Below are 23,727 nucleotides of genomic sequence, written 5' to 3'. Positions count from 1 at the left end.
TTGCGAAACCTCCTAAGTTATACTATGAAAGACTTACATCGACCATTACGTTTCTTCACGGTCATCCAGCTCTGCTAGAGACAATAGAAGTACCGAGGTCGTTTGCCGCCCTACTGCGGCATGCATCGAGCGTCTTACGCCCGGAATCCAGACAATATTGCCCAAACCATCACAAACGAGGGGGATCATTGAGCGTTCAGCAGCAGGTATTTTATCATCAATATAAATATCTTTTACCTTTTTGCTTCCGTTTAATCCCATGACTCTTATGGTATCTCCAGGCAATCGGGAACGTATCGTTAGTGGAAAGACCAGTTCATCACGGTCAAACCAAGCCGACATCTTCCCATAATCCTCCCCCTGTACAAAAAAGTTTTCTCTCTCCAGCACCGCCATCGACATCACCTTACCTATTTCCTCCAGCTTAAGCTCGGAATCCGGTAAAAACAGACGATATGTATAGCTTGCCTGTTGCTGCGCGGGCTTGGACGAGAACAAGATGATATCATATTGCCGCACACAAGTCAGGCCTCCACCTAAATCCAAACTCCAGGTGGTGGGATAGCTCTGCAGCGTTCCCCGACGTACAGATTCAATCTTGGAGAAATCAAGGGCAGATAGATCCGCCGACAGATAATTTAATATTAGTTTAATCAAACGCCGTTGTAAAGCGGAGGGTATGGCCGCAAATGAAGCTCTGTTAAAGGTATATTTCCCTTCCCCTTCCGAAACCAGCTCCTCAAAGCATTTTACCGCAGATGCCTCCATATATTCATCCTCAGCTCCTGCAATTTCCGCAAGCTGCACAAGTGACTGTCTCACTCTGCCGTTATATCTTTCCAGAAAAGGAAGAACTTCCAATCGAACAGCATTCCGCTTGTATTTCGTCAGCAGATTAGTTGCATCCTCGGCATAGGTGAAACCTTCATTCTGACATAACCCAAGAAGAGCCGTTTTGTTAATACGTAGGAATGGACGAATGAGTTCCACCTTTTTTTCTGTTCTTTTCCACTTGATACCGGACAGCCCCGATAAACCGCTTCCTCGCAATAGACGCATAATCACCGTTTCTGCCTGATCATCCGCATGATGAGCCAGAGCAACAGAGCGCGCCCCATAACGGTGTGCGGTATCAATCAGAAATTCGTATCGCTTCTCGCGTGCTGTCCCCTCAGGGCCGAGTCCACTCTCTTTAGCCAAAGAGGGAATATCGAATTCTGCCAACTCAAAGGGCAGTCCCAATTGTTCAGCCATACCATGTACTAGCTCTGCCTCTTCCTTAGACTCCGCTCTAAATCCGTGATTCACATGAGCGCATATTAAGGTAAGTGGCATAACGTTTAAAGCTATTTCATGCAAAACATGCAAAAGAGCCACAGAATCCGGGCCGCCGGAAACTGCGACTACAATGGTGTCATGGGGCGCCCACAGCTCGTGCTCGGCTGCTGACTCCAATACTGACTCCACCAGTCCATTCATTTGCTCCATATGCGGCCCCCCTTCTCTCTAACTATATGTATAAGTTCAAAACCGAAATACCCAATAAATTGTAAAGGCAAGCACAAACAAGGATACCCCAAAAGCATTTTTGAGCCAGCGAGGTGTGTCCATACTATCAGGACGCTTTCTACGCGAATTGTAAATATGGCTTCGCCAGAGCTCTGTAGCATCAGCGGAACCGGAGAAACCTCCTTTTAACGCCAAACAAATCCAAGAGGATAGTTTCTTGTCGGGTAGATTTCTAGCCAGCTTAAACAGCTCATCTACACTTCTTGTCTGCGGCAGCTGTAGCGCAGCTTTCTTGAGCCCCTCTTCATTCAAAAGACGGAGGCACAGTACAGCAAAAGCGAATAGATCATAACCCTCATCACTCGTGCGGCTGCCTGCATTCCAAAAACCACGGTCATGCCATTCGGTAAACTGCTTCACACTGCGACCAATAGGACTTGTGCCCCCAAAGTCGATCAGCTCCACTTCGCCGTACTTTGATACCATGACGTTCTCCGGCTTCAAATCCCCGAACACAAAACCGCATTCATGCAGCGTGCGCAGCTTATCAAGCAGACCAAGACCTACCAGGCCTAACCAGTCGGGACCGTTTTTCGATAAAAAATGATGCAGAGGTTTGCCTTCAACATACCTCATTACATAGAAGGGGACATTATCCCCATTCGCAAAATCATCCGCTTCCAAAAAATAAGAAGACAATGGATTCTCACGACGAGCACGATGCTCATTCCGCTTTCGCCGTGATTGCAGCGAGGTTAGTACATTGATCTCCGATTGAAGTTCAAGTGTATCGTATCCGATTTTTAGCGCGTACCTTTCCCGTCTGCCTTCTCTTTGCACAAGATATACGGTTCCGTTCGCGCCCCTTCCCAGCATCCGCTCAACGACATAACGGTTACCCCGCCATTTGCCGTTAATTAAGGTACCAGTAGGATAGGACGGATTAGACGACATACCCACCAATCATCCCTTCTCTTTCGTCGTGGTCATCACTTAGTCGGCGTCCACGATGTTCATCCAGTGTATCATAACGATAATGTTCAAGCACCTTGAAAATAGCTGGACCCGTCGGTGTCGCGCCTCTCATGTGTAATTTAGAGAATAACGTACGAATACCTGACATGTCATGGGTCCAATCTAGATCAAGCTTGGCATCTTCGCTGCTGTTATTTCCAGGATAATGGAACACAGCAATCTCACTCTTACCTTCCCGTGCTTCCAAACTGAGCGCCAAATCGCGGATAGCATCTTCCACAGCACCCAGTTTAGGTTTCATACTAGCACTGGCATCGATAAGAAGTGCAATGCGCAACGGTGTTGTTTCTGTCAGTTCATCTACAACTGTAACAACCTGTGAACGTTGAACAGGAGGTAACTGATCCAATGAGCCATCGCCTAGTATCTTTTTTACCTCTTTATTAACCGCCTGCTGGATCGTCTGAACCACGGTCTTGCGTGTCATCATCTGAATCGTCTGCGCCAGTTGTGGCGTTCCGACTATTCGGCTAAGGCCTCCCCCGGCCTTGGCAATGTCGGCAATCTCCCGGCTTCCGAGCTCGCCGATCGTACCATAATCAACTACACCAACCACATTTACGGTGATTCCCTCCTGCAGGGCATGCGCCGCTGCCAACACCGGACTTTCTCCTACATTCGAACAACCGTCAGTAATGAGCATAATTTGCTTCATAACCCTCAACTCCCCCTTTGTTTGAACCTCTGTTTCTAGCATATCCAGAAATGAGAGATTTCAAACGGTCGCTTTTGTTGGGGAAATTTGTGATCTGAACTAAGGGGATAGTGAATAGGGGAACTGCGAGAAATGTTTGGGCTTTCGATCGCTGTTATTATTTGATTTCTCTATTAAAACCGCCTTCTGCGGTTGAAATCAAATAATAAAGGCGAACGCTCCGCTTCTACAGCTCCAAACTTTCTCTCCGTTCCGTACCTTCACTAGTAAACAGTTTAGATCTAAAAAATTACGCTCCAAAGTCAGCGAACCTTTGAAACGTAATGGTAGAGGCCGGCGAGTTACACATCACAGACTCGCCCCGACTTCCAAGCACGCACGACGCTTCGCGCGTACTTAAACCTCCTATAGCAGCACGGCGCATTGCGCGCACTGCAAATATATAGGCAACACGACACTTCGTGCGTGCTTAAACACACAAGCAATACGGCCCTTCCGCGTACTAAACATAAAACCTAAGCCTAAACCGAGAAAATTCCTAACTCACCGTACGCGGACGCTCCATTCGGCCAACACCAGGCATATGCAGGCTGGACCATTCCGGATGGAAATGATCCACACGACTGACGACAATTGTCATGTCATCATGGATCTCATTGCCCTGATAACGGATTACCTTATCTAACAGGCTATCCGCCAAATCTTGAGGATCATCCCCCTCAAGCTCTTGGATCAACCGTTTCATCCATATCTCCTTATTAACGGCATATCCTGGCGCATCATAAATACCATCCGTCATCATAATCAAAATATCACCGGCCCGAAGCTGCATGCTGATCAGATCCACATCGATATCTTTAATGATTCCTATAGGCAGATTGCTAGAGGTTATTGGAATGACCTCACTACCCCTCCGGATAAAGCTCGGTGCGGAAGCAATCTTCATAAAAGTTGTCTGTGCGGAATACTGATCGATCAAAGCCATGTCAACGGTAGCGTAGAACTCGTCAGGAGAACGTAATAAGAGAATAGAGTTTACCGACTTTACAGCCAGCTTCTCATCCATACCGGATTGCAGTAGCTTTTCTAACATACCGAGGGCGGCACTACTCTCCATTCTCGCCCGCTCACCATTTCCCATTCCGTCGCTAATGGATACTGCAAAGGTGCCGTTTCCAAGCTCCACGGTACTGAAGCTATCGCCAGATAACATATCTCCTCCTTTAGAAACAACGGCCACTCCTGTGTTTATCTCAAAGGCTTTGGCTGAACCGAAGGTAACCATCGACAATCCTTCCCGAGGATGGACTGCCGTCTCGCTCATGACAGCAATATTCTCATCTAGTATGTCGGAAAGGAGTGGAGCGATCATTTTACGGCATTCATCAAAACCACGAGTATAGGCATGCACCACCTCTATTTCTACACGCCCAGGATCTAAACTTAGGATTTCGATACTATGAATAGACAGCCCTAATTTCTCCAATGTCTCACGGATTTGAGCTTCCTGACGATACATAGCCTGTCCCTCACGTTTTATTTCACGCGCCAGGTCCTCCATAACCTGTGACACGCCCGATAACTGCTCGGCAACAAATTGACGACTATCGTATATTTGTCTTTTCCATCGCATATCATGTTGGTAAAGATCATATTGTCCTTTCATGACTTCAAGTACTTCACCAGTTTTACCGCAAATCCGGCTCCATTCCGGAGGCAGCTGAGCTGCCGTAATATCAGGGCATTCCTCAACAGTAGTCATCATATCTGTCATATATCTATACGTCTGATAGAATTTTGCATCCCAGCAGTGGGAACGCCGAATGCATCCTGCACAGGCACCCTCTGTCACCGTACTCATGAAATCCTCCATCTCACGGTCTGACTTCCCTACTTCTCCGGCACGTGGAATCTGACCAAAGCTGCTCGACAGCTGCTGGAATACCTGTGAGAATTGCGTCACCCGTTCTGCCGTTAAATCCCTGACCCTTCGCGCATATTCGTGTTGAGATCGGCTATGATCTGACGTGCCAGGAACATATTTAGCAATGGCAGATATCATCGCCTTAGGCGTTATAAGAAATAGCACTACCGCTACGCAGGTTTCCCATGTTGAGGCCATCATATCACCTGGACCCGTAAAATAGACGGAAAGGATCGTGGATCCTAGCAACATCCCGATAGATACTGCACCTTTTCGACCACCCTGCATCATTCCCGCTAGCATTCCAGAAAAAGCAAGCAGGCTCATTTGATAGATAGCACTAATATCCGCCAAACTGAGAATCAATCCGGTCACCACCCCAACAGCAGCCCCAAGAGGAGCCCCCCCTGCCATGGCGAAGAGTAGAATCAAATATCGTGACAATATATGCTCCAAAGACAAACCATTAAGGGTCCAGCCCACAAGGCCCGTCATTACTGAGGCAAGTAAGATAATAAGGCACAGAATCTCCTCGTTCCTGAGCGCTCTACTCTTTTGCTTATAGGTTAGTAAAGGCAGCGCTTGAATGAACACCAGTGTAAGTACAAAACCTAGTAAAGCATCTAGTGTTGTCATCATAAGCGGATACCAAGAAAGAGAAGGTCCAATAACAATCTGGAACAAGCCAACCATAAACGAAGACACGAACACCATAAGTGGTGCATAGGATAAATCTATTCGTTCATAACTTTCCAAGCCTTTATAAACTAAAAAGAAAATAATCAGCTCAGCAGTAGTAACCAAAGCTCCAGGGAATGGAGTAAAGAGACTTCCAGCTATAATGGCTGCAGCTACAGGTAGAATAGAGTCGCGACGCATAAACACAATGACGGCAAAGTATGCGACAGCAAAAGGGGATAGTTCGTCCAGAATCATGGCTCTACCCAGCAGAAACCCCATGAAACTAAGCAATAGCATCCATTTCTTCGCTGCTATTAGCTGAATATACCGTTGTTTCTGACCCCAAGCTGTAATACGCGTGCGCAATGCTTGTCTCTGCTTCTTATCTTCACTTCCCACTCTTGTCCACTCTGGCAAATTTACCACGTTGCTTTTACTCATTCCCCTACACCACCCGTTTAAGAATTTATGGTACTCATTATATAACCGGGGAATTGAGAAAGTTTGTCAGAAATGGAGGGACACACACAAGAAATTTCCGACAAAAAAGCCTTCATTCATGATCTGTAAAAAAGCGGTTCTATCCCTTGCGGGACGGTAGGTTGATTGGTTTCAAGATTGTTTACAACGTAATTTCACGCGCTGACGCGGCGGTCTTTCGTCAGCGATTGCCCTAGAGTTATGTGAGAATGACATGGATGCTGTCGGCAATTTTATATGACATGACAAAAAAACCGCAAGGGCGAAATGCCCCTGCGGTTATTTATGATGTACAGGTATTGGATTACACGCGTTTAGCTCCACGGCCTCCGCGCTTTCCTTCTGTGTTCTTCTTAATCGAAGATATCCGTTCTTCGCTGTCTTTCAGGAATCGCGACATTTTATCCTCGAATGAAGGTTTACCGGCTGCAGGCTTAAATGGACGCCCACCCCGTTCACGATTGAATCCACCGCCGCCTCCACCACTGCCGCCTCCACCGCCGAAACGGTCTCCGCCGCTAGGACGTTCTGGTCTTGGAGCTCTAGGCGGACGTACTTCCGATGCTGGCTTGTCAACAGCCTGCTTAATGGAAAGTCCGATCTTGCCGTCCTTATCGACGTTGATCACCTTGACTGTTACTACATCACTAATCTTCAGATGATCGTTAACATCCTTGACATAATTATCGGCGATTTCCGAGATGTGAACGAGACCTGTGACACCTCCTGACAGATCCACAAATGCTCCGAAATGCGTGATGCCTGTCACTTTGCCTTCTAACTTGGTGCCCACTTCAATTGCCATAGAATAAAATGATCCTCCCTTAAAAATATACAGACGAATATTAAGGTCATCCTGTCTGCGGTGATTTGATTATACAGTAAAGAGCAAAGCAAGGCAACAGAGTAAAAGCCTCTTTTCGCCGCTATTATTGCTCTGATTGCTCTGTTCGAATAGGAGTTTCCCCTTGAGGATAGATATTGTACCATTTACGTGCTAATTGGCCAATATACTCGTCATCATTAAGTCTGGATAATTCATATTTTAATTGAGTTAAAGATGCCATGACATCCTCACTAGTCTCCTGTTTCTTTGCAAGTTCCTCACCCTTGTCCGCAATGACCGCACTTTGAGCGAAGTAAGTATAACCCGCCCAACCAAAAAATACTGCCACAAAGACAATCCACATAAATCTTCTTCTCTTCGCGCCTGCGGCCGAATTTTTGCTATGATTACTTTTCTCTTCCGCAGTAAATCTGTTCATGCAACGTACCCCCTAATTCAAGGTCAGCGTTTCCGCCATTTGGTAATCCATTCAGTGATCTTCACAATCCAGGCGCTATGTGTCAGCCGCGATAACTGTGGAGAGATCCACCTAACAGGTAATACCCAAATTGGTTTGGTCAGACGCAGCAGAAGCTTAAAGATGAACCGCAGAATACGACCTAGTAGCTTTAGCAGCCCTAAAATAAATCGCCAAAGCCAGAGAAGAGGTGTACCTATCAGGATCTCCACAAGTCTCCACAGCAACCTGCACATATACTGAACCGATTGAATTAACCTTAACACAAAACGCCGCACCGTAACACTGAAGATTAAAAAATAGATCCATACTCCTAGAAACAAACCTAGAAAGACATAAAACCGCAATTGTCCTTGATTTCCGGCATACAGCATACGAAAAACGAGCAAGGCGGCCCAAAGCCAATACAGTAGATCTAGCATGGCATTCAGCCATTTGGGAAAATTGAACTTCAGCGACAGCACCCGGTAGCTGTCATAGGCCAGTCCCATTGCCAGCCCGGCCATGATCATGTAGAACAGCGTCACCCACTGGACTGCAGGATTCATTTAAATAGCTTACCGAGCAGACCTTTATTTTTGCCCTGCGATCCGGGATCGAGATAAATCAGGGAATGTACATTGCCCTCTAGGGACAACATTCCGTTCTCCAGACTTAAATTTTTGATATGTAAATGATTCCCGCGAATGGTGAGATGGCCGAGTTCTGTACGAAGCAAAAATTCCTCGCTGTCGAAGCTCTCCACATTTTGCACGCCCGTCAACTCCAGCTGCTTCCGACTGCGCATGTGCAGATCATGCTGTTTGTTTACCTTTCCTGGCTCGATCATAGCATGTACCCCTCCTTCTTACCTCTAATCTATGGCAGAGGCAGAAGTTATAGAACATCCCGTCCCACTAAAAATAATAGAAACAAAAAGAAAAAAGAAGGCACAACTCTACAAAATGTAAAGTTATGCCTTCTTCTATTACTCTTACCAGTCCAGTCCGCTGCTTTTGGCAACAGGCTCTTCCCGAACTAGAGTATACATACCAGCGGCCTCGTCCTTGCGAGTCGTTTCGACCAGCTTTTCTACTTTGACCGTTACAAGCTTTTGTCCAAATTGTACAGTAATCTCGTCACCGATCTTAACTGCACTACTAGGTTTAGATTCCCGCCCGTTAATTAGTACCCGGCCTTGTTCGGACACATCCTTGGCCACTGTACGGCGCTTAATTAAACGGGACACTTTCAGGAATTTGTCAAGACGCATTAGTTAACGGCTTCTTTAAGCTTGTTACCAGCTTTGAAAGCCGGTACAGTCGATTCTGGAATTTCAATCGTTGTGCCCGTTTGCGGGTTGCGACCAGTGCGTCCTGCACGTTTGCGAGTTTCAAAAGTTCCGAAACCGATCAGTTGGACTTTATCACCTTTTGCCAAAGCTTCTGTAATCTCACCCAAGAATCCGTTCAATACTGCTTCTACATCTTTTTTTGCCAATCCGTTTTTCTCGGAAATGTTGTTTACCAAATCTGTCTTGTTCATAATTTAAAGTTCCTCCTAGGATACGAAAAAATAAATGAAACGAGAATCACCACCATAATATGGGGCGAATCGCATTTCGTCTTTATGTTATTCTTGATGTCACCTTAAAATCCTGCCACGATTCGTCGTTTTTTAAAAAAAGAAGCAGTTATTTCTCAGAAATCGTCGCAGAATCTATTCTATAGCACTATTAAACTACTGACCACATTCTAAATCAGAAAATAAAAGCTACATCCACAGCATTGCCCCATTTTTGAGTCCATATACCGTAAAGAGGCTGTGAATTACTAGACTTTTCGCTCCTCAGCCTTAGCCTCTTGCCATAGTTCTTCCATCTCTTCCAAACTACTATCCTTTACGCTCGTTCCCTTGCGCTGCAAGCTTTGCTCAATATATTGAAACCGGCGCACAAATTTGCGGTTAGTCCGGGTTAATGCCTCTTCCGGATCTGCACCGATAAAACGAGCGACATTCGTAACTGCAAACAACAAATCCCCAAGCTCCAGAATTTGATCATCTGTTGCAGCATCTGTGTCAATCGCCTCCTGCAGCTCATCGATCTCCTCACGAATCTTGGCTATGCAATCCGTAGCGTTGTCCCAGTCAAACCCCACCTTGGATGCTTTTTTCTGAAGCTTGTATGCCTTCATAAGAGCAGGCAGGTCACGCGGAACACCACTAAGAACGGATAATTCCTCTGGCTTCACACCTTTACGCCGCTTCTCTTCTGCCTTCATGCCCTCCCAGTTCTTCAGCGCTTCTTCGGCATCATTCGCATTGGTATCCCCAAATACGTGAGGGTGACGGAAGATAAGCTTATCATTCAGCCCTTCAATGACGTCATACACGTTGAACATGCCAAGCTCCTCCTCCATTTGAGAGTGAAGCATAATTTGCAGCAAAAGGTCGCCCAGCTCCTCTTTCATATGATCGGGGTCATCCTCATCAATCGTTTCAAGGACTTCATAGGTTTCTTCGATTAAATTTTTGCGCAGGGATTCATGTGTCTGCTCCCGATCCCATGGACAACCTTCCGGGCTTCGAAGAATATCGACAATCTCATGCAGACGGGAAAAGGTACGATTTCTTAGATTCTCGTCACGATTCGCAGGTACATAAACTAACGACAGGTTGCCATAACCGTCGAGTCGATCCAATTCGTACAGTGGGACTCTTACAATACTTTCTTCGTTCTCGACACCGAGTGCATGCCCCACAACAACTTCATATTCAGGCGGGTACAGCTCCATCAAACATAATTTTGTCTCCGAGGCTGTAAAGCTATCGTACACCTGACCAATCAGAGTATGTAGTTCAGGCTGAAGCTGAGCACTGCGAATGCCTGAAGCATCTAGTAACTGAAACCCTTCAATGGGGTCAAACCCCAGTCGAACAAACGCCTCGTCGAGAAAGCTCTCCCCACCCAATATTTGCAGTTCAATGCCTTGCTCAGGACACCGCTCGCGCAGCTGCGAAACCGCTGATTCCGCAACCATAGGATGACCCGGAACCGCGTAAACAATATCTGTACCGTCTGCTGCTGCTTGAGCCTCTTCAATCAGTTTTGAAGTAATCGCTGCATACACCTCTGGAAACGAGGATAAAGATTCATACAATCCATCAAAGGACTGGGAAGTTATTTCAAGCTCGGAGAGGGCAGCCATGACTGGATGCTCTTTTGTGCGGACATAGACAACGGATGCTGCCTTCAGCTTCTTTATAATTCCTAGTGTCAATCGATCAGGGTTGCCTGAACCCAGACCGACGACCGTTAATGTTGCACTCATGTCTGTTCCTCCTCTTAAGCGGCTGTCTCAGCAGACCGCATTTTTATATTGTGATGTAAACGTTGATTAAGGGAATAAGCGCAGCTTCTTCAGCTTGTCCGCCAGGGACTGGCCGAAGCCTGGAAGCTGGCGAAGCTCGCTCTCGCTAAGGAGCCGAAGGACTATAGCCCCTACGGCAAAGACAGCGCAGCCTGCGAGCACCCCGAGCAGGCTCTGCGCCAAGCTGGCAGTGCGCCCGCCGCCGATGCCAGCGGCCGTAGCCGCAGCGTCCACGCCCCAGCTGGTGGCTGCAGCGGCAAGAGCCAGGCCCGCTGTGAGCAGCGCGGGCCGTGCCAGGGCATCTGCGAGGCGAAGCCGCAGATGGCCCTGGCGGTAGAGCAGCAGCACGTTGAGCGCTGCTGCGAACGAATGCGCGGCCACGCCAGCGATGGCTGCGCCGGTAATGCCCTGCTGCGGAACCAGCAGCAGGTTCAGGGCCGCCTTGAGCAGCGCGGCGGCCAAAAGGTGCAGGGCCGGGGCGCGCACGTAGCCGAGGCCCTGCAGGAGTGCAGCCGAGATGATGCTGACCGTACCGCCAACAGCGGTTAAGGCCAGCCAAGTCATAGTGCTGCTGCCGGCGGTGTCGCCATAAAGAGCCATATTAATCGGCTCAGCAAGCACTGCAAGGCCCGCTGACGCTGCCAGCCCTAGCAGCCAGAACCAACGCAGTGACAAGCTGCAACGGTTCTCGATCAGCTTCATGTCTCCCTTGTACTTCGCCTCTGCTAAGGCTGGTATGAACACGACAGACAAAGAAGTGGCAATCATCGTTACAATCTGCACTAGTGGCAAACCACGATTGTATACACCAAACTGTGTCATTGCCTCCACTTCGCTTCCTACAGAGGATAGCAAGCGAGGTACAGTGAATACATCTACAAGACCGATAAGAGGCATTGCGAGCGCACCAAGCATCACGGGAATTCCATAAGCCAGCAAGGCCCCTGCTTTAACGCCCATAATCCGTTGATTTGAACGCCCCTCATTATCTGCATTGGGCAGTTTTAAACCCTGACTTTCGACAGAAGCGGCAGCATCTAAAGGGGCCCCTTGTCTTAACACCCGCCGATGACGTCGCAAAAATAGCAGCATAATCACAAGCCCTGCTGCCCCTCCCCCGGCTGAGCCAAGCAATGCGCCAGCAGCAATGCTCTCAGCGCCTGCACCCAGTGAGGTCAGGTATAAGAGCAGTACAATCATTACTGTAACACGTACGGACTGCTCTACAATTTGTGACACAGCCGTCGGAACCATATTATGAAGACCCTGAAAGTAACCCCGAAGAGCTGACATGATTGGAACAACCGCAAGTCCCCACGCACTTGCCCGCAAAGCGGGCATCACATGCGAGTTGCCGACCCACCCAGCTATAATCGGCGCACCTGCATAGGTGATTGCTCCGATAACCAAACCGCTTATGGCTGTTATAACCGCAGATAACCGCAGAATCCGCCGACCCTCGTCATCCCGCCTTCCTGCAGAGGCTTCAGCGACAAATTTGGATATGGCCGCTGGCAGACCCAGCATCGCTACCGTCAACAACATCGTGTACAAAGGATAAACCGTGTTGTATATACCAAATACCGCATCTCCGCCTAGATTTTGCAGCGGGATTTTTTGGAGTGTACCTATAAGCTTTGAAATAATCGCTGCTGCACTTAGAATAAATGCCCCTTGCAGCAATCGTGATGTTTGTGAGTTCGATTTCATAAAGTACCTGCTTCTACAACTTTAATGGGATGAATTTCTATATTATAACGTATGTATACCCACAAGTAGAAACGGTTTTGTAAGAACGACAAAACCCCGTTTGCCCTTTGTATATCTTACCAAAAGGAAAGCGGGGTCTACATTACGGTTATTGCTCCATTTGCTTGCCAAGGAATGCGGCGGCGGTTTCGGCCATTTTCACTTCCATTGACGACATTTTCGCTGAATCATCCTTACTTACCATCACTACACAACCAATAGGATCTCCACCGGAAATGATCGGTGAGGCTACATATGAGGACACCAAATCCGGATGATCTTTAGCGATTTCATAACTGCCTTCGTTGGTTTCCAGTACAGTCTTACGACTATCCATGACCTTCTCCAAAAGAATTCCTACTTGTTTTTCCAAATAGTCTTTCTTGGAGCCACCAGCCAGTGCAATAAAGGTATCACGATCAGCAATCATCGTAATATGCCCAGTACCTTCGAACAAGGACTCCGCGTACTCTTTTGCAAAGTCACCAAGCTCGCCAATCGGGGAATATTTCTTGAGTATGACTTCACCGTCCCGATCGACGAAAATTTCCAGTGGGTCGCCTTCTCTAATCCGTAGAGTACGTCTAATTTCTTTGGGAATAACCACTCGTCCGAGATCATCAATACGCCGAACAATTCCAGTAGCTTTCATTTCACATGTGCCCCGCTTTCTTAAGAAGTATGGTCTTACTACTGTCCATTATGGGAAAGGATAATCCCAGTGATTTATCGTAATATCTGACCATAGTATTCATCTCTTCCCAGATCCTTATACATAAGCTGACATGTATTAATATCTGCATCAAGATAAAGGCCGTTCTGAAGATGTTTCTTCGAAATAAAAAGCCATCTTCACATTAAGTGAGGATGGCTTTTCTAAGGTAAGCTTGTCCATTTTTACCGATGTTTATTCAGCAGCTTTTGTAGCACTTGGGGATGCGCTTGGCGCTGTAGTGGCTTCTGTTCCGCTATTTTTTGTTCCGGATTCATCTGCGGCAGCAGAGCTCTTCGGCAGATTGATGCTCTCAATAATGCCTTCCAGATCTTTCTCCATGAACGCTTCTAGGTTCTTGGACACAATGGAGCTCTTAATGCCTTCTTTTTGTTCATCCGTTAACTGATCAAAGGTTTTGTCGGTACGGGACTCCACTTTGATAATGTGGTAACCATAAGAAGTCTCTACAGGATCACTAATGGTATTCAAAGGCAAGGTTTGCGCAGCCTTCTTAAACTCGTCTACATACGTTCCTACAGCTTTATCTTTATATTCTCCGCCTGTTTCCTTAGAGCTTGTATCGTCAGTGTATTCCTTAGCGATTGCTGCAAAATCAGCTCCGCCGTCCAGCTTTGCCTTAACTTCCTTCGCGATTTTCAGTGCTTCTTCGCTAGTGCGCTCTTTGTTGTTAGCATCTGTCAGACCGATTAGCACATGGCGCAAAGTCGCTACCGTAAAGTCACCTTTTGTAGCTTCAAATTCTTTGACAACCTGATCATCTGTCACTTTAAGCAGCATATCCTGATAAACCGTCAGCACACGCTCCATATAACTATGGATATCGCCCTCTGTAACGTCTGCGTCTTTAAGTGTTTTCTTATAAGTGTCGCCCAGAGCTTTCTTCAAGTCAGCGATTTGGCTATCAGCCTCTTTCTTCGCCTGCTTCTTCGCTTCATCCGTTGCTTTGGAAGCCAAATATTCAAAGCCCACTTCCTGCTTCAAAATAGATTCCTTAAACGCCTCAATCTCTAAATATTGCGCTTGCTGTGGGGAGAGGAATTTCATGATTTTTTGATCCATAGCAAATTCCTTCTCTGTGATTGTTCCACCTTTATAAGTCGCAACTGCCTTGCTATCATCAGCACTACTACCGCATGCTGCTAGCATAGAAAAGGAAACCGCTGCTACCAATGAAACGAGCAGTACTTTCCATGATTTTTTTTTATTTAACGACATTGTGTAGTTCTCCCTTCGATTTAAAAGACTGTTTAGCTTCCTTAAGAAACTGTTCAAGCAAGTCAAGCAGCTGTTTATCACTTAAGTCTTTCGACTTTACTCGGATACTGGCTTTAGCATCTCTATCGAATTGTACACGTCTTTCAAAGCTATTTCCAACTTTGGCGAGTTTGGCCGTATCCAGAGCGCCAAGACTTCCCTCATAGAAATTCAGGGTAACATCATCACCACGTCTGATCATGGAATCAATACCATACATTTTTCCATACACTTTTAGACGAGCCACAGTTAATAGATTAACAACTGCTTCAGGCAGTTCTCCGAACCGATCCAAGAGCTCATCCTCAAGCTCAGAAGCATCATCGAAGGATGTTACTGCCGCAACTTTTTTGTAGATTTCAATTTTCTGGATACTGTCGTAAATATACTCGGACGGCAGATATGCGTCAATCGACAAATCAATGACGGTATTGCCCTCTTTGAGCGAGGTGTCTTCCTCTCCAAGCACAGTAACCTTACGCTTGCGGATCTCCTCCGCCAGCATTTGTGAGTATAGATCAAATCCCACGGATGCAATAAAGCCATGCTGTTCTGCACCAAGTAAGTTACCGGCACCACGAATAGATAAATCCCGCATCGCTATTTTGAAACCAGAACCCAGTTCCGTAAATTCCTTAATAGATTGCAGCCGCTTCTCTGCCACTTCAGTCAGAACCTTGTCCCGCTGGTAGGTAAAATAGGCGTACGCAATCCGGTTGGACCGGCCTACACGTCCACGTAATTGATAGAGCTGAGACAAGCCCATCTTATCGGCATCATGCACAATAAGTGTATTTACGTTAGGAATATCTACACCCGTCTCAATAATACTTGTGCTGACCAGCACATCGTATTCTCCATCAAGAAAATCAAGGATCGTCTTCTCCAGCTCCGCTTCCGACATTTGGCCATGTCCGATGCCTACCCTAGCCTCAGGAACAAGCATAGAAATTTGAGCGGCCATTTCTTGAATGCCCTGCACACGATTATAGAGATAGTAGACTTGACCGCCACGAGCCAATTCACGCTCTACAGCTTCCCTCGTAAGCGTCTGACTATGCTCAACAACATAAGTCTGCACGGGGAAACGGTTCTCAGGCGGCGTCTCAATAACAGACAAATCACGCACTCCCAGCATCGACATATGCAATGTACGAGGAATTGGAGTTGCTGTCAGGGTAAGAACATCTACATTCGTTTTTAACTTCTTCAGCTTCTCTTTATGAGTCACGCCAAATCGCTGTTCCTCATCCACGATCAATAAACCTAAGTCCTTAAATACAAGGTCCTGAGACAATAAACGGTGAGTACCAATAACCACGTCAACCATTCCTGCCCGAACGCCTTTAATCGTCTCATTCTGCTCCTTACGGCTGCGGAAACGACTTAGGACCTGAATATTTAGCGGATAATTTGCGAAGCGTTCCCGGAAGGTCTCATAATGCTGCTGAGCTAGAATCGTTGTCGGTACCAGTACAGCCACCTGTTTACCTTCAATCGCTGATTTAAAGGCTGCTCGTATAGCTACCTCCGTTTTACCATATCCAACGTCTCCACAAAGGAGCCGATCCATTGGACGATTCTGTTCCATATCCTTCTTAATCTCTTCAATCGCTCGAAGCTGATCCCGAGTCTCCTCGTAAGGGAACATTTCTTCAAATTCACGCTGTTCCTGTGTGTCCTTCTCAAAACCATACCCTGCTGCACTTTGGCGTTCAGCGTACAGTTTGATTAGATCATCAGCAATATCCTGAACGGAAGAGCGGACCTTATTGGTCACCCGCGTCCATTCATTACCGCCTAATTTATATACTTTCGGCTCTTTATCTTCTGAACCGACATATTTCTGAATCAAGTCAATTTGCTCAATCGGAACCGAGAGCTTATCGCCACCCGCATATAAAATATGCATATAGTCGCGATGAATACCGCTGACCTCCAGCGTGCCGATCCCCATATACTTACCGATACCATGGTTCTGGTGAACGACATAATCACCAATTTTCAGCTCAGTATAACTCTTGATCCGTTCAGCATTATCTATCCCTTTTGAGATCTTTCGTGCCTTCCGCTGCTTCTGAGAGAACATCTCTCCTTCAGTGATAACGGCTAAATGAATAGAAGGCAGCTCAAAGCCTGAACCCAGGTTTCCTTGTACGATCGTTGGCTCATCAATGCCGTAGTCGTAAAGGACTCTGCGCACACGTTCAATCCGTTCTTCACTGCTCGCAAGCATCATTACCTTTACACCAGACTTCTGCCAACGCTCCATTTCCGATTTAAGCACATTCATCTGACCATGGAAATCCTGCATCCCACGACTAATAAACCCAAGAATGTTCTGTGGTTGAATGTGTGGGACCTGGCGCAAAAAGATCGACATAAACAGGCTTTGGAACGGACGTTTGTACATCACAACATCTGTCTCAACAGAGAGATCCAGATCCGGCAATGTTTTGCCGTTTTGCATCAGATGGAGGTTCCATTCCGATTCATCTCTTTCGAGCTGTTTCGCCGTTTCAAGCAGTCTTGTCGGCTCATCGAGAATAAGGATCGTATCCTGGGCCATGTAATCAAATAAATGAGAGCGTTCAGGGTATAAAAGACTGATATATTTATAGATTTCAGGAAAATAGGTTCCTTCGCGCAGCATTTCTAGCTCGCGTCCAATTTCTTCTTTTAGACGCAACTTAGCCTGCCGATCCGCCATTTTCTCAAGCTGTCGTTCCAGCATAACCGATGCTTCAGCAGAAGCAGATTCCTGGCGAAACCTGCTCGCTATAATCTCTTTAGCCGGTGTGATCTTCACACTTCGTACTTTATCAATAGAACGCTGATCGACTGGATCAAAAGTTCTGATCGAATCAACCTCATCATCAAATAACTCAACACGATATGCCAAAGGAGAAGTCATTGGATAAAAATCAATAATTCCTCCTCTTACGCTCAGTTCACCGCGATTCTCAACCCGCTCTACTCTTTCATAACCCATTTCGATCATGGACATCAAGAATTCATCCAGAGCAAGCGTTCCATCCTGAGAAACCGTAACCTGTGCCTCTGCCATAACCTCTGGTGCAGGGAGCAGTCTGCGCACTCCCGAGTAGGGAACTACAACAATACCACGGAAGCCCTGAGCACATTTGGTCAGTACATCAATACGCTGGGCTAATGTCTCTGGACTTGAGACAGCCGCTTCCGCAGCCACAAGTTCATTAGCAGGATAGAGCAGAACTCGTTCCGGGGAAAGCGCTTCCTGTAAATCATCGGCCATTTTCTGAGCCGAAAACATATTATGAGTCACCACAAGCAAGGGACGAGCTGTCTCTTCATGCAGTGCTGCAAGCATGATCTGTCTAGCTGAACCTGTAAGCCCCGATATGAGCTGCTCTTTCATACCTGCAGCTACACCCTGGGTGATAGACTGGAAATCGGGATCCTTGGAAAAAGCTTCTATAATACCTTGTAACAACAGGCGCACCTCTCTTACTAAACAGGCTAACGGAAGCCAAAGCCACCGTCACCTATTATGATTGGAATCGAAAAGAAGCCTCAGCTGTAACGCCAAGGCTTGCGGATGACGATAGAGACAGGCGCTATCACCTACTGAAGCGGACTCGTCAGCAGGCTAAGCTCCGGATTATGCTCTAAAGCCTCCTTGCAATAGTCGCAAGTCACCTTTACCGTGATCTCACCTTCTGAATTATACGCTATTATATCTCTGCGCTCCGCAGGGGTCAAGGAATGAAGGCCCAACTGCATTTCTGTTACATCACTTCTATTAATGCTGCCTAGAGATGTCTTGCAGTGCCTACATACATAGTTTATTGCCATCTATATGCCTCCTGAAGGTACTATATACCTTCAGTATGTCCGGGGAGCATCATCTTTAGCCTCATAACCAACAGAGTTTACAGATCAACCATTGAATTTAGCCATCGTCTGTTCGAATGAATTCTGTAAGCTGAACTCCAGTGCATCACAAGTATTAAGGATCATCTGCTTCAGAGGATCGCCTTCCTTTTTAGGAAAAGAAGAGAGAACATAATCCACTATTGCAAAACCCGGTTCAGGGCGAGAAATACCCATGCGTACCCGATTAAAGCTTTGTGTACCTACATGCTGAATGATCGATTTAATTCCGTTATGCCCGCCAGCACTACCTTGATAACGCAAGCGAATTTTTCCGATTTCGGTATCCAGATCATCGTAGACGACGATCATATCTTCTAGTTTAACTTTGTAATAATCCATATAAGCGCGAACGGCCTCACCGGACAAATTCATAAAGGTCATCGGTTTAATCAATACGGTTTTGACTCCCCCGATAACCCCTTCACCGATCACGGATTTACATTTGCTTTGGTTGAAGGAAATCCCGTTCTGAGCCGCAAGCTCATCCAATGCCATAAAACCAACATTATGCCTTGTTTTCGCATATTGTGTTCCCGGATTTCCCAATCCGACAATCCATTTCATTATCGAACCTTTCCTTTCCATCGGGCTCTCCGGCAAGAGAAGTCCGTTTTTGGTACAATAGATCTTATCTACATATCTCTGTGCAACCAGAGCGAAATTATACTCCGAAGACAGGTGATAACCTATGCTACATCAAAGTGGAATCTTAACACATCAGCGCGATTTTCAGTACCATATCCAATATGCTGTGCCTGTGGAAATATACAGAGGCGACGTGCACATTGACATTGGTGTATTGACAGCAGTGGACGAAGGATTCGTGGAGCTGCAAGGGACACTCTATAACCGCAGCATATTCACCTTCGTCTCCCGCGCCGGGTATTGAAGCCAGCGCTTCTACCTGCATCACGCCGATAAGGGTTACATCTCCGAGAGTGGAGGTGTAACCCTTTTGTACAATATAAGAATGTATAAGTTTCACGCTATACATTATCCTTATATTTCTCGCATAAACGCTTACCGTCCTTTGGGGACGCCGAAGGCGTTTTTGCTTGCTATTTATTGATTATATTTATTCAATTTCAAACAATTTACTAATCGACAACTCTTCATGAACGCGGATAATTGCCTCACCCATAAGTGGAGCCACGGACAACACTTTGAGTTTAGAAGTTGGGTTCGCGCTGCGAATTGGAATCGTATCTGTCACGATAATCTCTTTAATTGGAGAATTCTCCAGACGTTCATGTGCAGGACCAGACAATACTGGGTGTGTACAGCAAGCGTATACTTCCTTCACGCCGCCTTCCATCAAAGCATTAGCACCAAGTACAATGGTTCCAGCAGTATCGATAATATCATCGATCAGAATGGCTGTTTTACCTTCAATATTACCGATAATGTTCATGACTTCGCTGACATTCGGCTCTGGACGACGCTTGTCTATAATTGCAAGCGGAGCGTTCAGGAAATCAGCAAGCTTTCTTGCACGTACTACACCGCCGTGATCTGGCGATACGACAACTGGGTTCTCGATTTGTTTGGAACGGAAATACTGAGCCAGGATAGGAACTCCCAGCAAGTGATCCACTGGAATATCAAAGAATCCCTGAATCTGCATAGCATGGAGGTCCATCGTAATTACACGGTGGGCGCCGGCTTTTTCAATCAAATTTGCTACCAGCTTGGCCGTAATAGGGTCACGGGAACGAGCTTTCCGATCTTGACGAGCGTAACCATAGTAAGGGATAACCACATTGATGCTTTTTGCGGAGGCGCGTTTGAGTGCATCCACCATAACTAAAAGCTCCATTAGGTTGTCATTAACCGGGCCGCAGGTGGATTGAACAATATACACATGACAACCCCGAACGCTCTCTGACAGCTTGACCTGAATTTCTCCATCGCTAAAACTTGTAGTATGCGATTCACCCATCGGAATTCCGATGTAATCAGCGATTTGACTAGCAAGCTTTGGGTTGGAGTTACAGGTGAAAATCTTTAATTTGGAATCACAATAAGTCATAAAATTTAAACCCTCCGTGACGGAATTTAGCTTTCCAAAGGCGCCGGCGCGGAAATATAAGTCCGTCCGGCGCTTCTTAGCAACGCTTTACGATGGACTCGAGTGGTCTTTCTTCGCTTTTGCACGGGAACGGATCTTCTCTGCATATCCCGGTTTATTCTCCTGCCGTACTCTGGCAACAGCCAGATCGTTCTCTGAAACGGAACGCGTAATTGTCGAACCAGCTACAACAAAAGCCCCCTTGCCCACAGAAACCGGTGCAATAAGGTTAACGTTACTGCCGATAAAGGCATCGTCTTCAATTGTTGTCGTAAATTTATTATACCCGTCGTAGTTAACAGTAATCGCACCGCAACCGACGTTTACATTCTTACCCACAGATGCGTCGCCAATATAGCTAAGATGCGACACCTTAGAACCGTCACCAATCGTAGCATTCTTGATCTCGACGAAATCTCCAACCTTCACTTCTTCTCCAAGTATAGAACCTGGACGCAAATAGGCAAAAGGCCCAACGGTAGTCCGTGCGCCAACTTGTGCTTGATTCAATACGGACTGCTTAATCGTCGCGTCGTCCATGATCTGACAATCTTCGATTTCACTTGCCGGTCCGATCACACAGTTCTCACCGATTACAGTTTTACCCTTCAAGATGGTTCCTGGATAGATCGTTGTATCCGACCCAATGACTACATCTGCTCCGATATATGTGGAGGCAGGATCGATTATGGTTACGCCACCCAGCATATGTTTGCGGTTGATACGTTGACGCATAATACCTTCCGCATCAGATAAAGCTAAACGGTCATTAACACCAATAGACTCGTTAGCATCCTCAGTCTGGAATGCTAGAACAAGATCACCTTGCTCACGCAGAATACTGATAACATCTGTCAAATAATATTCCTGTTGATTATTGCTGTTAGTAACCTTCTCTAAAGCCGAAAATAACTTGATGTTATCAAAGCAATAAATTCCTGTGTTGATTTCATGAATAGCTGCCTGTTCGGCATTACAATCTTTCTGTTCTACGATCTTCATTAAGCCGCCATCTTCACTACGTATAATCCGTCCTAATCCAGATGGATCATCCATTACTGCGGTTAATACAGTCGCTGCCGCCTGACGCTCCTCATGCAGAGCCATCAATCCTATCAGCGTCTCCGATGTAATAAGCGGAGTGTCACCATAAGCAACAATCGTCGTTCCTTCTTCACCACCGAGCAAATCCTTAGCTTGTTTGACAGCGTGACCAGTACCGAGCTGAGTTTCCTGCAGCACGTATTCCGCACTTTTCCCTACATAGGCCTTAACCTTCTCTGCGCCATGCCCAACAACAACAACGGTGCGCTGGCATCCGGTCGCTTCTACTGTATCAAGCACGTGCCCTACCATTGGCTTACCGCAAACGGGGTGCAGCACCTTATATAATTTAGATTTCATTCGCTTGCCTTGACCTGCGGCAAGAACTACAGCCATTCTTTTCAAGAATGCCAACCTCCTACTCTTGAACTCACTACTGAATATATCTCATTCCGGGCAAAAAGAAAAGAGAACCATGAAGTCATGGTTCTCTTTTCTATAAACCCCATGTTAGAAAAGCATTTATCGCTGCCTTTCGAAGATGTCGTCAAATCCTTCACTAGCGCTAGCTTTTCTTGCAAGATCAAGCTGCTTAAGTCATGAAGTATATTCGGTATGATCTTATCAAAAACGGCGGATCCTACGCCACCCAAAAGGTAGCCGTCTTCCGAGGCAGCCTAAGCTCCCTCTTCAATAACTTCTTCTTCTTCAGTAGCGGCGCGATCGTACTCGGCCAGAACCGCGGATTGAATCTTCTCGCGTGTTCCCGAAGAGATCGGGTGAGCGATATCGCGGAATTCGCCATCCGGTGTACGCTTGCTGGGCATTGCAACAAACATCCCGTTATTACCATCGATGACGCGAATGTCATGAACAACAAACTCGTTATCGATTGTAATGGATGCGATTGCTTTCATTCTCCCCTCAGAGTTAACGCGGCGGAGTCTGACATCCGTAATTTGCATGTGTGTGTTCACCACCTTTTTCCATCAGAGACTTGGTGTATAATTCCACACAGCAAAGCGAATTCCTTCTTTTTGATTCCATAAAATACCTAAAAAAGAAATATATTTTTTAGGATCTGTTGTTTTCGACACGCATCGGGTGATTTTCTTAATATCCCTTACGTTTTCGACAATTTCCACGCTTTTTGAAAACAACGAAACGCCAATCTATCAAGAGGAAAAGTAGTTACCCGGATGCGCGGAAATCCGCCGCTCTTTCGAGTCTACCTCGCTTAGTTTCACTAAAGAAACATAGTCATGCAACAGTCGCTCTTCCGTCTCTACTGCACCTGATTCGACCAACACACCCACTCCAGCAACTTCGGCATTGAACTCACCGAGTAAATCAACCATCCCTCGAACGGTCCCGCCTGCCTTCATGAAGTCATCTACAATGAGTACCCGTGATTTCTCCTTGAGTGCTCGTCTAGAAAGAGACATGGTGTGTATGCTCTTATGTGATCCAGATACATAATTAATGCTTACTGCTGAGCCTTCTGTAACCTGATGATCACGTCGTACCAGCACCACTGGCAAGCCGAGCTGTGCTGCAGTTGCATAGGCTAGCGGAATCCCTTTAGTTTCTACTGTCATCACCACATCGATTTCCGATCCATAAAAGGCCGTTGCGATGATCTTCCCTGCTTGCTCCATCAAAGATGGCAGTCCAAGCAGGTCCGACATATACAAATAACCACCAGGCAATATCCGATCTGTCTGTTCCAGCTGCACACATAAACGTTTAACAAAAGAGAGCGCCATTTCTTTAGGCATCACAGGAATATAACGTACTCCACCTGCTGCACCGGCTAAGGTCTGAAGCTCTCCAATGCCCTCACCTTCAAATACTTCTTTTATGATCGCCAAATCTTCACTGATGGAGGACTTAGCCGCTCCATACCGATCGGCAAATATAGACAGCGGCAGTAGGTCATGTGGCCGCTCAAGTAAAAACTGAGTCATGTCTACCAAACGTTGGCTTCTTTTTAATTTCTTCACGGAATGCTCCTCGCCAAAAC

At 46.5% G+C, this 23,727-nt stretch carries 22 protein-coding genes; 1 reads left to right on the top strand and 21 read right to left on the bottom strand.

The genetic code is table 11. The features are described 5' to 3' along the window. Window positions 1-45: 45 nt before the first annotated feature. The 17 genes from tilS to pth all read right to left on the bottom strand — a co-directional run bounded on the left by tilS (window position 46) and on the right by pth (window position 19,156). Complete coding sequence (tilS, locus tag MKY19_RS00330) at window positions 46-1,488, bottom strand: tRNA lysidine(34) synthetase TilS (protein WP_339799626.1); 1,443 nt, start codon at window positions 1,486-1,488, stop codon at window positions 46-48. A gap of 36 nt (window positions 1,489-1,524) precedes the next feature. Continuing rightward, a complete protein-coding gene (locus tag MKY19_RS00325; RefSeq protein ID WP_339799624.1) occupies window positions 1,525-2,463 on the bottom strand; it encodes a serine/threonine protein kinase in 939 nt (312 codons plus the stop codon). After that, window positions 2,453-3,199 carry a VWA domain-containing protein gene (locus MKY19_RS00320; protein ID WP_042183866.1) on the bottom strand — a complete coding sequence of 249 codons (747 nt, stop codon included), beginning with the start codon at window positions 3,197-3,199 and terminating at the stop codon, window positions 2,453-2,455. The genes MKY19_RS00325 and MKY19_RS00320 overlap by 11 nt, the downstream gene beginning before the upstream one ends. Window positions 3,200-3,737: 538 nt before the next feature. Beyond that, entirely contained in the window at window positions 3,738-6,245 is a 2,508-nt protein-coding gene (gene spoIIE, locus MKY19_RS00315) for a stage II sporulation protein E (protein WP_076300975.1), read from the bottom strand. Window positions 6,246-6,588: 343 nt separating this feature from the next. Then, window positions 6,589-7,089 (bottom strand): S1 domain-containing RNA-binding protein, encoded by a 501-nt coding sequence (locus tag MKY19_RS00310; protein WP_036678766.1) that lies wholly within the window; start codon window positions 7,087-7,089, stop codon window positions 6,589-6,591. Window positions 7,090-7,213: 124 nt separating this feature from the next. After that, on the bottom strand, window positions 7,214-7,549 hold the full coding sequence (locus MKY19_RS00305; RefSeq protein ID WP_042183861.1) for a septum formation initiator family protein: 336 nt from the start codon (window positions 7,547-7,549) through the stop codon (window positions 7,214-7,216). Between the two features lie 23 nt (window positions 7,550-7,572). Beyond that, window positions 7,573-8,136: a spore cortex biosynthesis protein YabQ gene (gene yabQ, locus MKY19_RS00300; protein WP_076286874.1), complete on the bottom strand. Its 564-nt coding sequence runs from the start codon at window positions 8,134-8,136 to the stop codon at window positions 7,573-7,575. Next, entirely contained in the window at window positions 8,133-8,417 is a 285-nt protein-coding gene (gene yabP / locus MKY19_RS00295) for a sporulation protein YabP (protein WP_042123140.1), read from the bottom strand. Before yabP ends, yabQ begins: the two co-directional genes overlap by 4 nt. Window positions 8,418-8,561: 144 nt before the next feature. Further along, window positions 8,562-8,840: an RNA-binding S4 domain-containing protein gene (locus MKY19_RS00290; protein WP_042183857.1), complete on the bottom strand. Its 279-nt coding sequence runs from the start codon at window positions 8,838-8,840 to the stop codon at window positions 8,562-8,564. Then, the gene (locus MKY19_RS00285; RefSeq protein ID WP_036678778.1) at window positions 8,840-9,112 is read right to left on the bottom strand and encodes an HU family DNA-binding protein; all 273 of its coding nucleotides are present in this window, start codon (window positions 9,110-9,112) and stop codon (window positions 8,840-8,842) included. The genes MKY19_RS00290 and MKY19_RS00285 overlap by 1 nt, the downstream gene beginning before the upstream one ends. 287 nt (window positions 9,113-9,399) lie before the next feature. Further along, a complete protein-coding gene (gene mazG / locus MKY19_RS00280; protein WP_339799620.1) occupies window positions 9,400-10,899 on the bottom strand; it encodes a nucleoside triphosphate pyrophosphohydrolase in 1,500 nt (499 codons plus the stop codon). 66 nt (window positions 10,900-10,965) lie between these two features. Continuing rightward, window positions 10,966-12,648 carry a polysaccharide biosynthesis protein gene (locus tag MKY19_RS00275; RefSeq protein WP_339799618.1) on the bottom strand — a complete coding sequence of 561 codons (1,683 nt, stop codon included), beginning with the start codon at window positions 12,646-12,648 and terminating at the stop codon, window positions 10,966-10,968. 148 nt (window positions 12,649-12,796) lie between these two features. Further along, complete coding sequence (gene spoVT / locus MKY19_RS00270) at window positions 12,797-13,339, bottom strand: stage V sporulation protein T (protein WP_042123132.1); 543 nt, start codon at window positions 13,337-13,339, stop codon at window positions 12,797-12,799. A 255-nt stretch (window positions 13,340-13,594) separates the two neighbouring features. Further along, window positions 13,595-14,638 (bottom strand): peptidylprolyl isomerase, encoded by a 1,044-nt coding sequence (locus tag MKY19_RS00265; protein WP_042183851.1) that lies wholly within the window; start codon window positions 14,636-14,638, stop codon window positions 13,595-13,597. After that, window positions 14,625-18,149: a transcription-repair coupling factor gene (gene mfd, locus MKY19_RS00260; protein ID WP_339799615.1), complete on the bottom strand. Its 3,525-nt coding sequence runs from the start codon at window positions 18,147-18,149 to the stop codon at window positions 14,625-14,627. The genes MKY19_RS00265 and mfd overlap by 14 nt, the downstream gene beginning before the upstream one ends. A gap of 131 nt (window positions 18,150-18,280) precedes the next feature. Beyond that, window positions 18,281-18,511, bottom strand: coding sequence for an anti-sigma-F factor Fin family protein (locus MKY19_RS00255; protein ID WP_042123127.1), 231 nt, complete (start codon window positions 18,509-18,511; stop codon window positions 18,281-18,283). Between the two features lie 84 nt (window positions 18,512-18,595). Beyond that, window positions 18,596-19,156, bottom strand: a complete 561-nt coding sequence (gene pth / locus MKY19_RS00250) for an aminoacyl-tRNA hydrolase (protein WP_042183849.1) — start codon at window positions 19,154-19,156, stop codon at window positions 18,596-18,598. Between the two features lie 124 nt (window positions 19,157-19,280). Here pth and MKY19_RS00245 point away from each other — a divergent pair, with 124 nt between their 5' ends. Continuing rightward, a complete protein-coding gene (locus MKY19_RS00245; protein ID WP_042183847.1) occupies window positions 19,281-19,481 on the top strand; it encodes a hypothetical protein in 201 nt (66 codons plus the stop codon). A 186-nt stretch (window positions 19,482-19,667) separates the two neighbouring features. Here MKY19_RS00245 and MKY19_RS00240 read toward each other — a convergent pair whose 3' ends face one another. The 4 genes from MKY19_RS00240 to purR all read right to left on the bottom strand — a co-directional run bounded on the left by MKY19_RS00240 (window position 19,668) and on the right by purR (window position 23,707). Further along, window positions 19,668-20,621 carry a ribose-phosphate diphosphokinase gene (locus MKY19_RS00240; RefSeq protein WP_036678796.1) on the bottom strand — a complete coding sequence of 318 codons (954 nt, stop codon included), beginning with the start codon at window positions 20,619-20,621 and terminating at the stop codon, window positions 19,668-19,670. Between the two features lie 87 nt (window positions 20,622-20,708). Continuing rightward, window positions 20,709-22,109, bottom strand: coding sequence for a bifunctional UDP-N-acetylglucosamine diphosphorylase/glucosamine-1-phosphate N-acetyltransferase GlmU (glmU, locus tag MKY19_RS00235; RefSeq protein ID WP_339799612.1), 1,401 nt, complete (start codon window positions 22,107-22,109; stop codon window positions 20,709-20,711). A gap of 272 nt (window positions 22,110-22,381) precedes the next feature. After that, window positions 22,382-22,669, bottom strand: a complete 288-nt coding sequence (spoVG, locus tag MKY19_RS00230) for a septation regulator SpoVG (protein WP_020425826.1) — start codon at window positions 22,667-22,669, stop codon at window positions 22,382-22,384. Between the two features lie 210 nt (window positions 22,670-22,879). Next, entirely contained in the window at window positions 22,880-23,707 is an 828-nt protein-coding gene (gene purR, locus MKY19_RS00225; protein WP_042183840.1) for a pur operon repressor, read from the bottom strand. Window positions 23,708-23,727 lie beyond the last annotated feature (20 nt).

The sequence above is a fragment of the Paenibacillus sp. FSL R5-0744 genome (genome assembly GCF_037972555.1).
Taxonomy (GTDB): domain Bacteria; phylum Bacillota; class Bacilli; order Paenibacillales; family Paenibacillaceae; genus Paenibacillus_AQ.
Note: the sequence above shows the minus strand (reverse complement) of the source record. Positions and strands in the feature narration are given on the sequence as shown.

Coding starts and splice junctions, on each gene's coding strand:
- MKY19_RS00285 (WP_036678778.1), bottom strand. CDS start 9,112: ATGAACAAGACAGATTTGGTAAACAACATTTCCGAGAAAAACGGATTG.
- spoVT (WP_042123132.1), bottom strand. CDS start 13,339: ATGAAAGCTACTGGAATTGTTCGGCGTATTGATGATCTCGGACGAGTG.
- tilS (WP_339799626.1), bottom strand. CDS start 1,488: ATGGAGCAAATGAATGGACTGGTGGAGTCAGTATTGGAGTCAGCAGCC.
- MKY19_RS00240 (WP_036678796.1), bottom strand. CDS start 20,621: ATGACTTATTGTGATTCCAAATTAAAGATTTTCACCTGTAACTCCAAC.
- spoVG (WP_020425826.1), bottom strand. CDS start 22,669: ATGCAAATTACGGATGTCAGACTCCGCCGCGTTAACTCTGAGGGGAGA.
- MKY19_RS00310 (WP_036678766.1), bottom strand. CDS start 7,089: ATGGCAATTGAAGTGGGCACCAAGTTAGAAGGCAAAGTGACAGGCATC.
- MKY19_RS00255 (WP_042123127.1), bottom strand. CDS start 18,511: ATGGCAATAAACTATGTATGTAGGCACTGCAAGACATCTCTAGGCAGC.
- mazG (WP_339799620.1), bottom strand. CDS start 10,899: ATGAGTGCAACATTAACGGTCGTCGGTCTGGGTTCAGGCAACCCTGAT.
- MKY19_RS00305 (WP_042183861.1), bottom strand. CDS start 7,549: ATGAACAGATTTACTGCGGAAGAGAAAAGTAATCATAGCAAAAATTCG.
- MKY19_RS00325 (WP_339799624.1), bottom strand. CDS start 2,463: ATGTCGTCTAATCCGTCCTATCCTACTGGTACCTTAATTAACGGCAAA.
- yabP (WP_042123140.1), bottom strand. CDS start 8,417: ATGATCGAGCCAGGAAAGGTAAACAAACAGCATGATCTGCACATGCGC.
- spoIIE (WP_076300975.1), bottom strand. CDS start 6,245: ATGAGTAAAAGCAACGTGGTAAATTTGCCAGAGTGGACAAGAGTGGGA.
- pth (WP_042183849.1), bottom strand. CDS start 19,156: ATGAAATGGATTGTCGGATTGGGAAATCCGGGAACACAATATGCGAAA.
- MKY19_RS00265 (WP_042183851.1), bottom strand. CDS start 14,638: ATGTCGTTAAATAAAAAAAAATCATGGAAAGTACTGCTCGTTTCATTG.
- MKY19_RS00245 (WP_042183847.1), top strand. CDS start 19,281: ATGCTACATCAAAGTGGAATCTTAACACATCAGCGCGATTTTCAGTAC.
- yabQ (WP_076286874.1), bottom strand. CDS start 8,136: ATGAATCCTGCAGTCCAGTGGGTGACGCTGTTCTACATGATCATGGCC.
- MKY19_RS00320 (WP_042183866.1), bottom strand. CDS start 3,199: ATGAAGCAAATTATGCTCATTACTGACGGTTGTTCGAATGTAGGAGAA.
- MKY19_RS00275 (WP_339799618.1), bottom strand. CDS start 12,648: ATGAAATCGAACTCACAAACATCACGATTGCTGCAAGGGGCATTTATT.
- MKY19_RS00290 (WP_042183857.1), bottom strand. CDS start 8,840: ATGCGTCTTGACAAATTCCTGAAAGTGTCCCGTTTAATTAAGCGCCGT.